The sequence below is a fragment of the Allobosea sp. 05T422_2 genome, assembly GCF_056396265.1.
Genome location: NZ_JBFTLD010000040.1, coordinates 1 through 12,901, shown reverse-complemented (window position 1 = coordinate 12,901; position 12,901 = coordinate 1). Strand labels below are relative to the sequence as shown.

Below are 12,901 nucleotides of genomic sequence, written 5' to 3'. Positions count from 1 at the left end.
GCAGGTGTGGACATGGATGGTCGGGACAGGCCCGACCAGGACGATGAGGCAATGGCCGGCAAGGCTGCGTCACAGCGCGAAGCGGCGGCCGCCGGGCACGGCGGCGAGCAGTTGGCGCGTGTAGTCATGCTGCGGATTGGCGAAGAGCGCAGCCGTCGGGCCGGTCTCGACGATACGCCCGCGCTGCATCACGGCGATGCGGTCGCAGATCTGCGCAGCCACGCGCAGGTCATGCGTGACGAACAGGATCGCCAGGCCGAGCCGCTGCTGGATATCCTTGATCAGCGTCAGGATCTGAGCCTGAACCGAGACGTCGAGCGCCGAGACTGCCTCGTCCGCGACCAGCACGTCGGGCTCGAGCGCGAGCGCGCGGGCGATGCCGATGCGCTGGCGCTGCCCGCCCGAGAATTCATGCGGGTAGCGGTCTATCGCATTGGCCGAGAGGCCGACGAGCTCAAGCAGCTCCCTTGCCCGCCCGAGCGCCTGCGCGCGCGGCGTGCCATGGGCCACCGGCCCGTCCGAGATGATCCGCCCTACCGTCTGGCGCGGATTGAGCGAGGCGAACGGATCCTGGAAGACCATCTGGATGCGCTTGCGATGCTCGCGCAGCGCTGCCGGACCGAGATCACTCAGGACGAGGTCTCCCAGGGCGATCCGCCCGCCATCGGGCTCGATCAGCCTGAGGCAGCAGCGCCCGACCGTCGACTTGCCCGACCCGGATTCGCCAACCAACCCAAGCGTTTCGCCGCGAGCCAGGGTGAAGCTGATATCGTCGGCAGCCTTCACCTCGCGCCCGGGCCGGAAGAAGCTGCGCTTGCGATAGACCTTGCCGAGTTTCTCGACGCTCAGCACAGGCACGGTCTCGGCGATCGGCGGGCGCTCCGGCGGCGTCATCGACGGCACGGCCGCGAGCAGCCGCTTCGTGTAGTCGTGCCTCGGTTGCGACAGCACGGCATCGGCCGTGCCCTCCTCGACGAGTTTACCCTGCTGCAGCACGGCGATGCGATCGGCGATCTCGGCAACGACGCCGAAATCATGGGTGATGAAGAGCACCGCCGTTCCATGCTTGCGACGCAGATTGTCGATCAGCTTCAGGATCTGCGCCTGCGTGGTCACGTCGAGCGCGGTGGTGGGCTCGTCGGCGATCAGGAGCTTCGGCTCGAGTGCGAGCGCCATCGCGATCATCACGCGCTGACGCTGGCCGCCGGAAAGCTCATGCGGATAGGCCTTGGCCAAGCGTTCGGGGTCGGGCAGGCCGACCTCGGTCAGCAACGCGAGCGCACGGGCACGGCGCTCGGCATTGCTGTGCAGGCCATGCGCCTCGAACGTCTCGACGATCTGGTCGGCCACCCGCATCACCGGGTTGAGCGAGGTCATCGGCTCCTGGAAGATCATGCCGACCTCACGGCCGCGCACGTCCTGCATCGCAGCCTCGTCGAGCGCCAGCAGATCGCGACCCGCAAGGCGGATCGCACCCGCAGCGGGCTGCACCGCCTTCGGCAGCAGCCCCATCACCGCATGCGCGATCATCGACTTGCCGGAGCCGGATTCGCCGACGACGCAGAGCGTTTCACCGGGAGCGATGGTCAAAGAGACATCCTCGACCGCGAAGGCGCGGTCGGCGAGGGCCGGGAGAGCTAGCTTCAATCCCTCGATCGCGAGAACGGGCGTCGTCATCACTCCCTCCCCCGCGCCAGACGCGGGTTCAGCGCGTCGTTCAGCCCCTCGCCGGCAAGATTGAGCGCAAGAACCGTGAGGAAGATCGCAAGGCCGGGGAAGAAGCTGATCCACCAGGCATCGATCAGGCGAGTGCGCCCGGCACCGACCATATAGCCCCAGCTCATCAGGTTGGGGTCGCCCAGCCCGAGGAAGGAGAGCGAGGATTCGAGCAGGATCGCCGAGCCGATCATCAGCGAGCCCATCACGATGATCGGCGCGATGGTGTTGGGCAGCACCTGGCTGAAGATGATGCGCGGCGTCGACTGGCCGATCGTCACGGCGGCCTGCACATATTCGCGCGTCTTCAGCGACAGGACCTCGCCACGCACCAGTCGCGCCACGGGCGGCCAACTGACTACCCCGATCGCGAGCACGATCGAACCAAGCTGTGGTTGCAGGATCGCGACCATGACGATGGCGAGTGCGAAGCTGGGGATCGTCTGGAAGAACTCGGTGAAGCGCATCAACGCATCATCGACGAAGCCGCCCGCATAGCCTGCAATCGCGCCGAGCGGCACGCCGATCAGCAGCGCGACCACCGTCGAGACCACGCCGATCATCAACGAGACACGCGCGCCATGCACCAGCCCTGAAGCGATGTTGCGCCCCAGCGTATCTGTGCCGAGCGGGAAGCGCTCCATGGCGAAGGGTGCAAGGAACGGACGGCCGACCGTGCGCCATGGCGATTGTGGAAAGAGCGACGGCGCCAGCAAGGCGAAGACGATGACGACGAGCAGGATGATCAACCCGACCACCGCCCCGCGGTTGCGCGCGAAACGCTTAAGGAAGCTCATGATGTCGCCTCGATGCGCGGGTCGGCCAGCCGGTAGACCAGGTCCGTGAGGATATTGAAGCCGACGACCATGGCCGACGAGACGAAGAAGACACCGAGCAGCACCGAGTAATCGCGCTGCACCAGGGCATCGAACATCAAGCGGCCGATGCCGGGCCAGGCGAAGACCGTCTCGGTCAGCACGGCCCCGCCGACGAGCTGGCCCGCCTGCAGGCCAGCCAGCGTCACGACCGGAAGGATAGCGTTGCGCGCGACATGCCGGCGCGAGACGACCCCGGGTGAAAGCCCCTTCGCGCGCGCCGTCTTGACGAAATCGGCACCGGCAATCTCCAGCATAGAGGCCCGCATCATTCGCGCGTAGAGCGCCGTGAAGAACAATCCGAGCGTCAGCGCCGGCAGGAAGAGATGCTGCGCGATATCGAGCGCCCGAGCGAGGCCGGTATAGTTCGCGCCGATCGTCTCGAAGCCGACATTCGGCACGAGGCCGAGCTTCAGCGAGAAGACGATCTGGCTCATCAGCGCGATCCAGAAGAGCGGTGTCGCGTAGAAGACGAGGGCAAGCGTGGTGATGACGCTGTCCTGCCAGCGCCCGGCACGCCGCGCCGCAAGCGCGCCCATCAGGACGCCCAACCCCAGCGAGACGAGAAAGGCTGCGCCGGTCAGCAGCAGGGTCGCGGGCAGTCGGTCCAGGATCAGCTCGAGCACGGGCCTCTGCTGGCGATAACTGAAACCGAGATCGAGCGAGGCATAGCCCTTGAGATAGATCCAGAGCTGTTGGATCAGCGGCTGGTCGAGGCCAAAGCGCGCCCGCAACTGCTCGAGCAGCACCGCATCGGCCGCACCGGCCTCTCCCGCGAGAACCTGCGCGGGATCGCCCGGTGCGGCGCGGATCAGGAAGAAATTCAGGATCGCGATGGCGAAGAGGACGACGATCCCCTTCACCAGCCGGCCCGCGAGAAATTGAGCGAGGTTCATCAAAATCCTTCGGCGCTACGGACGGGCAAGATGACCGGTCCGCGTCTCCCCGAAAGGAGCACGCTCAAACCCGGGATGGTCTTCAGGAAGAGGCGCGTCACAGAGTAGTGGCGTCATGTCGTCCCGGATCGCCGCGACGCGACGTCCGGGACGGCAATGGCCTCACTCCTTCCAGGCGTCGCGGAAACCGTCATCCACGCCAATGCCGGTGGTGACGAGGTTCTTGACGTTGCAGCGATAGATCGTCGGGAAGTCCATCTCGAGCAGCCAAAGTACCGGCAGCTCGTCTGCCAGCAGCTTCTGCACCTTGGTATACAGCTCCTGGCGCTGCGCATCTGTCGGCGCGACGGCCGCCTCGGCGAAGAGCTTGTCGACCTCCGGGTTCGAATACCCGCCGACATTGGCGAAGGGATTACCCTTGGCGATGTTGCTCGAGATGTAGCTGCGCGCCACCCCCATCGCCGGATCGCCGAGCTGGTAGAGGAAGTTGAAATTCAGGTCGAAGTCCCAGTTGCTGGCCTTCTGGGTCCAACCGGGCACGTCGGTGTTTTCGATCTGAATCTTGACCCCGACATCCTCGAGATTCTGCTTGATCGCCTCGGACCAACGGCTCCAGGTCTCGCCATAGGGCAGGTTGAGCAGCTTGATCGTCTCGCCCTTGTAGCCAGACGCCTTGATCAGCTCCTTCGCCTTCGCCGGATCGAAAGCATATGTCGGCACGTCGGACGAGTAGAAGCGCGTCTTCGACGAGATCGGCCCTGTCGGCAGCTTGCCGAGCCCGCCCCAGACCACATCCTTCCCGAATTCGCGATCGATCGCGTACATCAGGCCCTGGCGGAATTGCTTGTTGCCGAGGATGCCGTTGCGCACATTCGGCGTCAGCCAGGCATGCGGGGCGAACATCTCCCAGCCGTTGKTCGTCATGCAGGTATTGGGCAGCTTCGAGAGCCGCGCCACGTCGTAGACATCGACAGAGCCCCCGGTCAGCACGTCGACCTTGCCGGTCTCGTACGCCACCGCGCGCGCCGCCGCATCCGGGATGATCTGCCAGTAGATCTCGTCGAGGTTCGGCTTGCCCTTCAGCCAATAGTTCTCGTTCTTGACGAGGTGGATATAGGAGCCCYTCTTCCACTCCTTCAGCTTGAACGGACCGGTGCCGATTGGCGTGTTGTTCGCCGGATTCGCCCGATAATCCGTGCCGTCATAGATGTGTTTCGGGATCATCGGCGCCGAAGCGACTTCCTGGGTCATGATCATCGGGCCGAAGGGCTGCTTCAGTGTGATCTTGACCGTGAGATCATCGACCTTCTCGATTTTCTCGACCTGAGCGTTGACGATCGGCCGCCAGCGCGGATGAACCTCGCGCAGGAACTTATCGAGGGTGAACACGACGTCGTCCGCCGTGAAGGGCTTGCCGTCATGCCAGGTCACGCCCTCCTGGAGCTTGAAGGTGTAGACCTTCGCGTCAGGAGAAATCTCCCAGCTCTTGGCGAGCGATGGCTGCGGATTGAGCTTCTCGTCGTAACGCAGCAGCGACTCGTAGATATTGCCGGCGACCATGTTGGTCGGGCCATTCTGGTTCAGCCCCTGCATCAGCATTGGAGGCTCGGGCTGCACCACGACATGCACGGTGCCCCCCTTCTTCGGCTCCTGCGCGGTGGCTGCCCCGAGCGCGAGCACTGAAGCGGCAAGCGCCAGGCCAAGTCTCAATCCGGTCATCGTTGTTCTCCCGTTCCCCTGTGCCGGTTCCGGCAGCTGCGTGAGCGCACCGGGCACGGCCTCTCTTTTCGACTGGCATCGCGGCCTACCGGGATCGCACCCGAACATGTGCCGATTAGCAAGCTCCGCGCCATTGAAAGCCAGAGTCAAAATTCGTGTCAATGACTGACATGGCGTGTTATTAGACGACACGATGAAAGATCGGGCGATTGGCGCTGCGAGAGGGCCGATGAACAGCGCAGGCGACAGCCGGACCGCGAAACTTCCGCCGGGCGTCCCGATCGTCAGGGCGCTCGACCGGGCCATTGCCCTGCTCCGCGCCTTCCGCCCCGAGCAACCACGCCTCGGGCTGAGCGAGCTCGCTCGCCAGGTCGGACTCGACAAGGGCACGACGCGGCGGCTGCTGCAGACATTGCAGCTCAACGAACTGGTCGAGCACGACGAACGCTCGCAGACCTATGCATTGGCGGTCGGGCTGATCGAACTCGGCAGCGCCGTCACGACCGGGMGCGAGCTTCGGGACGTGGCCGGCCCCTATCTGACCGAGATCGCCGAGAAGACCGGCGCGACCTCGTTCCTATGGGTTCATATCTCGGGCCGCGCACTCTGCGTGGACCGCGTGCGCGCCTCACTGCCGCATGTCGATGCGACATGGTTCGCGGTCGGTGCTCAGGCGCCGCTGAACTGCGGCGGCGGCCCACGGGTGATCCTGGCCTATCTCGACGAGGCGCAGCGGCGACAGGCACTGGCCCTGGAACTGCCAAAGCGCGCGCCGGCAAGCCAGACGGACCCCGACCTGCTCTGGCGCGAGGCTGATCGTATTCGCGCGCAAGGCTGGGAGCTGGCCGCCGACGACTTCTTCATTGGCTTGACGGGCGTCGGCGTACCGATCTTCGACCGCAGCGGCGCGCTTGCCGGCGCACTCAGCATCTCGTCGCTGACCTCGATCGTCGCACCTGAAGGGCGCCCAGCGCATCTCGATGCCTTGCAGGACGCTGCCATGCGCATCGGGGCGCGCCTTCTCCCCGCCTGATCGACGTCTGCCTAAGCAGCAGGCTAGGGAAAGGCAGCTGATTCCTGTATGGGACGCAAGGCGCGCGACGAACCCGCCAATCGGCGAGCGCGCTTGCCGACTGGAGCCGACGCTCGGGCTCTCAAGGGCTTCGAGCGTTCATTTCGCTGCAATGAAGCATGGCCATCACCGCTGAGGCGGTCAATCCACGGCCTTTAAGGCGTTGGACGGCTATTCGATATTGATTTGCCGGCTTTCTAACATAGGTTCTGTTTACGGATGGGAGGGCACAGGTTTCGATGAAGAAGGCGAAGTCAGGATTGGGGAAGCCGCGCTCGCAGATCGCCGCGCTCCCCATCCGCCGATCGCCGACGGGGGAGCCGGAGCTTCTCCTGGTCACGACACGCACGACGCGGCGATGGATCGTTCCCAAGGGCTGGCCCATCAAGGGCAAGAAGAACCATGAGGCTGCGGCGATCGAAGCGCGCGAAGAAGCCGGCGTGATCGGCAAGGCCCACAAGAAGCCCGCGGGGCGCTACATCTATTGGAAGCGGATGAGCGACCACTTCGTTCTCTGCAAGGTGGCGCTCTATATTCTTGATGTCGAGCGTCGGCTTGAAAAATGGGCCGAGCACAATCAGCGGCTTTCGCACTGGTTCACGCTTGAAGATGCTGCCGAGATTGTCGACGAGCCCGGCCTGAAGGCTGCGATCCGCGCGCTGAAGTTGAATTGACCGACGCTGCGGGTTGCGCAGACTCAGCGCCCCTCGGCGGCGCCTCCTGATCCCGGTCACCGCCCGGTCAGGAACAGGCCGGAGACAAAATAGGCGATAGCCGAGATCAGTCCTGCCATCGGCATCGTCACGATCCAGGCGAAGACGATGCCGCGAGCCACCCCCCATCGCACGGCCGTCACGCGCCGGGCGGCGCCGACACCGATGATCGCGCCTGTGATCGTATGCGTCGTCGAGACGGGGATGCCGAGATAGGTCGCCATGAACAGCGTGATCGCGCCGCCCGTCTCCGCGCAGAAACCCTGCTGGGGTGAAAGCCGGGTGATCTTCGAGCCCATGGTGTGAACGATCCGCCAACCTCCACAGAGCGTGCCGAATGCCATGGCCGCCTGGCAGGAGATGACGACCCAGAACGGCACCGAGAACGTCTCGCCCATCATGCCATGCGAGAACAGCAKCACCGCAATGATGCCCATCGTCTTCTGCGCATCATTCGCCCCGTGTCCGAGCGAGTAGAGCGAAGCCGAAACGAACTGCAGCAGCCGGAAGGTGCTGTCGACCTTGATAGGGGCCACGCGCAGGAACACCCAGGAGACGATCAGGACGAGGACCAGCGCCAGGGCGAAGCCGATGGCCGGAGACATGAAAATCGCGACGAAGGTCTTGCCGAGCCCCCACCAGACGATCGACGAGAAGCCAGCCTTGCTCAGCCCGGCCCCGACCAGTCCGCCGATCAGTGCATGCGACGAACTCGACGGAATGCCTGCAATCCAGGTGACGACATTCCAGACGATGGCGCCGGTCAGGGCACCGAAGATGACACGGTCATCGACGATGGCGGTCTGGACAATGCCGGACCCGACGGTCTCGGCGACATGCAGGCCGAAGAACAGGAACGCGATGAAATTGAAGAAGGCAGCCCAGAACACCGCCCAGCGCGGCGCCAGAACCCTGGTCGAGACGATGGTCGCGATCGAATTGGCCGCATCGTGAAGTCCGTTCAGGAAATCGAACAGAAGCGCGACCGCGATCAGGAAGACCAGGGCAAAGGCGACGCTTGAGAAATCCACCGGGCCAACCGCCTAGAGATGTTCGAGGACGATACGGCTGACGCGCTTGGCGACATCCTCGAAACGGTCCACCACCTTCTCGAGATGGTCGTAGATCTCTGCGCCGACGATGAAACCCATCGTGTCCGAAGTCTGGTGCGCCTTGAACAACGCCTTCAGGCCCTGGTCGTGCAGTTCGTCGGATCGCTCCTCGATGGCCCGGATATCCTTGGCGAGTGCGCCGATCGAAATCGCATGTTTCTTGATGTCGCGCAGCATCGGCAGCAGCACGACGACGCGCTCGGACGCCTGGACGATGACCGCCCCGAGTTCCTTCATGCAGGGCTCGAAGCTCGTAACCTCGAACAGCGTGATCGCCTTTACGGTCTTCTGCATCTGGTCGATGGCATCGTCCATCGAACCGATCAGCTCCTCGATATCGCCACGGTCGAAGGGCGTGATGAAGGTGCGGCCGACTTCCAGCATTACCTCCGCGGCGATCTCGTCAGCGCGATTTTCCTGGAAAAGCACCTCGGTGCAACCTGCCTCCACCGGGGTTTCGCCCCTGAGGAGGCCGTTCAGGGCCGCGGCACCTGCCACCAATGTCCTGGAATGGCTCTCGAACAGGTCGAAGAACTTGGGCTCCTTGGGCAGGAGCTTCTGAAACCAGCCGAGCATCGGCGCCTCGTTATGTCATCGATCCGTCACAATCGCGATAAGCGGTTGGTATATCGCTGTAAAGCGGCATGCGCGATCGCACGGGGCGTAATCCCGAGGGCGGCCGTCGCTAGGTGATTGAGAGGGAAATGGTGGGCCGGGCCGGATTCGAACCGGCACCGGCGCTGTTATGAGCAGCGAGCTCTAACCGTTGAGCTACCGGCCCGCTCTTCGCCTAACACCCTCGCCTTCTGTCCCGCAAGACCCCAGGCAGCCCCCGCAACTGAAACGGCCCCGCTGCGTCTCGCGAGCGGGGCCGTTAGCAATGGTTGGATGCAGTGGATCGCTCAGGCCGCCCGGGCGACCGACGCCCCGCCGTGCCCGGCGACGTGTCCCTCGCGGAACTGGAAGCGCCCGATATGTTCGGTCAGCGCGCGGGTCTGCTCATCCGTCAGTGCGAGCGCGGCATTCGTCTCCTCGACCAGCGCAGCATTCTGATGCGCCATCGTGCCGATGCCGTCGATCTCGTTGTTGATGGCGGAAACGTCGCTTGCCTGGCTCCGCGCCGTTTGCGAGATGCCGTTCATCAGTCCGGAGAGATCGTTGACCGAGGACACAATACTTTCGAACATCGCCGAGGTCTCCTCGACGAGGCCGACACCGACCGCGACATCGCCATGCGCGGCCTCGACCAGGCGCTTGACGTCGTTCGAGGCATCCGCCGAGCGCTTCGCGAGACTGCGCACCTCGGCCGCGACGACCGCGAAACCGCGGCCGCTGTCGCCGGCGCGCGCCGCCTCCACTGCCGCATTGAGCGCAAGCAGGTTGGTCTGGAAGGCGATCTCGTCGATCATCGAGATGACTTCCGAGATCTTGTCCGACGACGCGCGGATGCGGCGCATCGCGTCCAGCGCCGAGGCGACGACCTTTTCGCCCTGCTGGGCACGCTGCTCGGCGCTCTCGGCCATGCCCATGGCTTGCGAGGCCTCGTCGGCCGTCTTCTTCACGGTGCCCGCGAAGGCGCCGAGCTGATTGGTCGCCATCGAGACAGCGTTGCTTTCTTCCGTCGTACGCTCGGCGAGGTCGGTGACACCATCGAGAATCTCGCTGGTCGCACTGCGCACGGCCGAAACCGTATCCGAAAGACGCGCGAGCGTGCTTTCAAACTCTTCGGCGAGGCCGTTGGCGCCGTCCTTGAGCTCGGCGAAAGCGCCGTGATAGCTGCCCTCGACCCGGGTCGAGAGCTGGCCAGCCGACAGTTCGGCCAGCACTTCGCAGGTTTCCGAAAGCCCGGCCTGGACGGTTTCGAGCAGGGCATTGAYGGAACCCGCAAGCGCGTTGAGCTCGGCATCTGCGAAGCTTGCCGAGACGCGGCGGCTGAAGTCGCCGGCGGCCGCGGCCTCGACCACCTGGCCGAAGGCCTCCCCCAGCTCCTGCATCATCTCACGGCGGCGCCGCTGCGCCAGGGCCTCGTCCTCGATCTTCGCAGCTTCGGCGGCTCGCAGCGCCAAGGCATTGTCGCGGAACAGCAGCACGCTGCGCGCAATGTCCGAGATCTCGTCATTGCCCTTGGTCTCGACGGTTGCGTCCAGCTGCCCATCGGCAATGGCCCGTGTCGCCGTCCACAGCTTGTTGAGACGGCCGACGATCATCGGGCGGACATAGAAGAGCGAGAGCGCCAGCGCGACGAGCAGCGAGCCGAGACCGATTGCGCCGAGCCACCACTTGCTGTCCTCGATCAGGTTGCCGGTCGACGTGCCCGCCGAATGCGCCTCGTCACGAGCCGCCTTGACCAGCGTCTCGACCTCGCGGCGCACCACTTCGGCCGCGCGATTGAGGTCCGACAGGCCGGCGCGGATTGCGCCCTGAGTCACGATGTCGCGGTCGCGCACGTCGAAAAGGCCGCTGCTTCCTTCGGCGACGTTGAGGATCGCATTGACCGAGCGCACGCGGCCCTGGTTCGGCACGATCTTCTCAGCGTCGGCGAGGCMGGTGCGGACAAGCTTGGCAATGGCCTGGAAGCGTTCGCGCGCGGTTCCAAGCTGCGAGCTATCGCTGATCTGCGCGATCTCGCGCAGGATGCCGCCGAGCTCGCTGACATCGGCCTGCAGGCTTCTGGCCAAGTCGAAGGCCGTGAAATCGCGGCCGGCGAGCGATTTCAGAGCCGAGGTCAGCTCGTCGCCCGACAGATTGGCCGCATTCTCGATGCCATAGGCAAGATTGAACTTCGCCTCTTCAGCCTCGGTTCCGACAGCCCTGACGAAGTCCTCCCGGGCCTTTCCCAGGGTCTCGATCGCGATCTGCGCCTCGCTGGAGTTGCGCAACCGCTGCCCCGTCAGGTCGTTCAGATCGTTGATCTGCCGTGAAAGTTCGTCGATCGCCTTCTGGGCCTTTGCCTTGTCCTGCCCGCGATCGGAGATCTTGCGCAGCAGTTCGAACTGCTTGGCTTCAATGAGATCGAGCTCTCCCGTCAGCTCGGACCGCTCCTTGGCATTCTGGACTTCGCTGAAACGCGCGGCGAGTGCCGTGGATTTCGTCGCCGCCTGCGAGAGCTCGAGCGCCAGCTCGACCACCGGCATCTTGTTCTCGATCATGTCGTTGACTGTCTGGTTCACCCGGCCATAGGAAAACCAGGCGACCGCGGATGCGACGATCGTCAATACGGTCAGAATGCCGAGCGCGGCATAGATGCGCGCGGCAATGCCGACGCGCAGCGGCGTGCGCTGCCGCGTGGGCTTCTTGACCTTCTTCATAGTCGTTCTCCGGGATGCATGCAGCGCGCGACGGCGGGGCCTCAGGAAGGAAACCGCGACGCAGACAGCGGGGCTCGGCAGGAGCCTCGTTGATCAGGCATGAACAGTTCCCCAGCTCTCTTTAGGTTAGCCCTTAGAGTTAGGCTTCTTGAGCCCTAGGATCGGGGACATGCGCTTAAAAAACGCTTAAGTGAGCGCCCTGTTCTGAATCGCCCGATGGAGCGGCCGATTCAGAAAGTGTTAAGGGTAGCAAGACCGCCCACCGGCCTCTCAATGAGCGATGCGGAGTGAATTGATATCTTGGGCAATGGCACGGAAGGCGTCCTTCAGGGACGAGCCATTCGATGGGAAATAGACGTGTTTCGCGCTGGTCGCGCAGTTGGTAAGCAGCGTATTCGCTTGAGCATTCGAGCCCACGCCAAGTCCGACGGTGTAGACTATGACACCGGAATCCTTGATGTTCTGGCAGATCTTGGCCGCCTGGTTCGAGGAGCTGCCGTTTGTTGCGGGGCAATTGATACGAAAGCGTTTTTCCGAGCTGTCGCTACCGGCATCCTTGGCGACGACTCCCTTGCAATACGGCGTGTTGAATGCACCGTCCGTCATCAACACGACCACCTTGATCAGTTCACGCGTGCCGTAGGCAGCAGGCCGGCTCTTCGCATCGGGCCAGAGGAACCCGAAATTCGGCGACACCATATACCAAGCCCAAGCGAGCCCGATATGACCAGCCGTCACCCCACTGGCGACAAAACCATCGACGGTAGTTTTCAAGGTAGTCCTATTATCAGAGAGCGGCACAATCTCGTTACTGAGGCACTTGCCATCGGACGTGTAGTTCCGCCCCAGCAATGCAAGAGTCGGGGGGGAATCCGTATAGGCATAAGTCCCGGCCCGCTCAGTCACACACGTACTGATTCTGAATGTCTTTGAGTCATTCTCGGCGTTTGTAAAGGTAAATTTCTCCTTTCCCGGCATCGTGCTTATTTCATCCTTCGTATATCCCCCTCGAATCTTGTCGGCATACGAACCCACATTCACAGCCATCGAGTAAGGCACAAGCGCGACGCGGGAATAGTACGGCGTCTGTTGATCCTTGACGACCAGATCGATCAGTTCTTTCGCCGCTGCCCTAAGATCAATGATGTCCTGCCCCTGCATCGACCCCGTGACGTCGAGGGCTAATCCAACCTCTATGCTGTTCGACGATCGCACCACCTCGGCCTTGGCAGAAACCGGAATGTTCTCCTTCCCCAGCAGCGCCATGATTGAAACGGGAACCGTCGCTTCCGCCGTGGCTATGACGCGCTGCTGCGCATCCATTCGAAAGTTCGCAGAGGTCAGTGTGCCGTATTTTGCGTTGTCCATATTCGCGCGCAGCATTGCCATGCCGAGACGCTGAATGTCGGCCTCGCTCGCCGCATTGGAGCGAGCGATGTACAGAGCGGCAGAATCCAGACCCGTCTGAAGTGCGAGCCTGGTGGTCGAGG

The 12,901-nt window shown here is 63.6% G+C and carries 10 protein-coding genes and 1 tRNA gene; 2 read left to right on the top strand and 9 right to left on the bottom strand.

Features of this window, described 5'->3' with window-relative positions; genetic code table 11:
• Positions 1 to 69 precede the first annotated feature (69 nt).
• The 4 genes from AC1DJT_RS10195 to AC1DJT_RS10180 all read right to left on the bottom strand — a co-directional run bounded on the left by AC1DJT_RS10195 (position 70) and on the right by AC1DJT_RS10180 (position 5,206).
• On the bottom strand, positions 70 to 1,677 hold the full coding sequence (locus tag AC1DJT_RS10195) for an ABC transporter ATP-binding protein (protein ID WP_476769797.1): 1,608 nt from the start codon (positions 1,675 to 1,677) through the stop codon (positions 70 to 72).
• The gene (locus AC1DJT_RS10190) at positions 1,677 to 2,513 is read right to left on the bottom strand and encodes an ABC transporter permease (protein WP_441505295.1); all 837 of its coding nucleotides are present in this window, start codon (positions 2,511 to 2,513) and stop codon (positions 1,677 to 1,679) included. Before AC1DJT_RS10190 ends, AC1DJT_RS10195 begins: the two co-directional genes overlap by 1 nt.
• Positions 2,510 to 3,487, bottom strand: coding sequence for an ABC transporter permease (locus tag AC1DJT_RS10185; RefSeq protein ID WP_069879759.1), 978 nt, complete (start codon positions 3,485 to 3,487; stop codon positions 2,510 to 2,512). The genes AC1DJT_RS10190 and AC1DJT_RS10185 overlap by 4 nt, the downstream gene beginning before the upstream one ends.
• Positions 3,488 to 3,649: 162 nt before the next feature.
• Complete coding sequence (locus AC1DJT_RS10180; RefSeq protein WP_476834000.1) at positions 3,650 to 5,206, bottom strand: ABC transporter substrate-binding protein; 1,557 nt, start codon at positions 5,204 to 5,206, stop codon at positions 3,650 to 3,652.
• A gap of 229 nt (positions 5,207 to 5,435) precedes the next feature.
• On the opposite strand from AC1DJT_RS10180, the gene AC1DJT_RS10175 reads away from it, so the two are divergent.
• Together AC1DJT_RS10175 and AC1DJT_RS10170 are read left to right on the top strand one after the other, a co-directional pair.
• Positions 5,436 to 6,239, top strand: a complete 804-nt coding sequence (locus AC1DJT_RS10175; protein WP_476833999.1) for an IclR family transcriptional regulator — start codon at positions 5,436 to 5,438, stop codon at positions 6,237 to 6,239.
• Between the two features lie 278 nt (positions 6,240 to 6,517).
• Positions 6,518 to 6,952 carry an NUDIX hydrolase gene (locus AC1DJT_RS10170; RefSeq protein WP_441489374.1) on the top strand — a complete coding sequence of 145 codons (435 nt, stop codon included), beginning with the start codon at positions 6,518 to 6,520 and terminating at the stop codon, positions 6,950 to 6,952.
• Between the two features lie 56 nt (positions 6,953 to 7,008).
• Here AC1DJT_RS10170 and AC1DJT_RS10165 read toward each other — a convergent pair whose 3' ends face one another.
• From AC1DJT_RS10165 to AC1DJT_RS10145, 5 genes are all read right to left on the bottom strand, one after another.
• Positions 7,009 to 8,022 (bottom strand): inorganic phosphate transporter, encoded by a 1,014-nt coding sequence (locus AC1DJT_RS10165; protein WP_476833998.1) that lies wholly within the window; start codon positions 8,020 to 8,022, stop codon positions 7,009 to 7,011.
• A gap of 12 nt (positions 8,023 to 8,034) precedes the next feature.
• Entirely contained in the window at positions 8,035 to 8,679 is a 645-nt protein-coding gene (locus AC1DJT_RS10160) for a DUF47 domain-containing protein (protein WP_441489375.1), read from the bottom strand.
• 129 nt (positions 8,680 to 8,808) lie between these two features.
• Positions 8,809 to 8,884 (bottom strand) — tRNA-Ile (locus AC1DJT_RS10155).
• 121 nt (positions 8,885 to 9,005) lie between these two features.
• The gene (locus AC1DJT_RS10150) at positions 9,006 to 11,411 is read right to left on the bottom strand and encodes a methyl-accepting chemotaxis protein (RefSeq protein WP_476833997.1); all 2,406 of its coding nucleotides are present in this window, start codon (positions 11,409 to 11,411) and stop codon (positions 9,006 to 9,008) included.
• A gap of 270 nt (positions 11,412 to 11,681) precedes the next feature.
• Positions 11,682 to 12,901: vWA domain-containing protein (locus AC1DJT_RS10145; protein ID WP_476833996.1), on the bottom strand; the 1,220-nt coding region annotated here is incomplete at its 5' end.

Excerpts from the sequence above, each read along its gene's own strand:
- AC1DJT_RS10195 (WP_476769797.1), bottom strand. The coding sequence starts at position 1,677 with ATGACGACGCCCGTTCTCGCGATCGAGGGATTGAAGCTAGCTCTCCCG.
- AC1DJT_RS10190 (WP_441505295.1), bottom strand. The coding sequence starts at position 2,513 with ATGAGCTTCCTTAAGCGTTTCGCGCGCAACCGCGGGGCGGTGGTCGGG.
- AC1DJT_RS10185 (WP_069879759.1), bottom strand. The coding sequence starts at position 3,487 with ATGAACCTCGCTCAATTTCTCGCGGGCCGGCTGGTGAAGGGGATCGTC.
- AC1DJT_RS10170 (WP_441489374.1), top strand. The coding sequence starts at position 6,518 with ATGAAGAAGGCGAAGTCAGGATTGGGGAAGCCGCGCTCGCAGATCGCC.
- AC1DJT_RS10160 (WP_441489375.1), bottom strand. The coding sequence starts at position 8,679 with ATGCTCGGCTGGTTTCAGAAGCTCCTGCCCAAGGAGCCCAAGTTCTTC.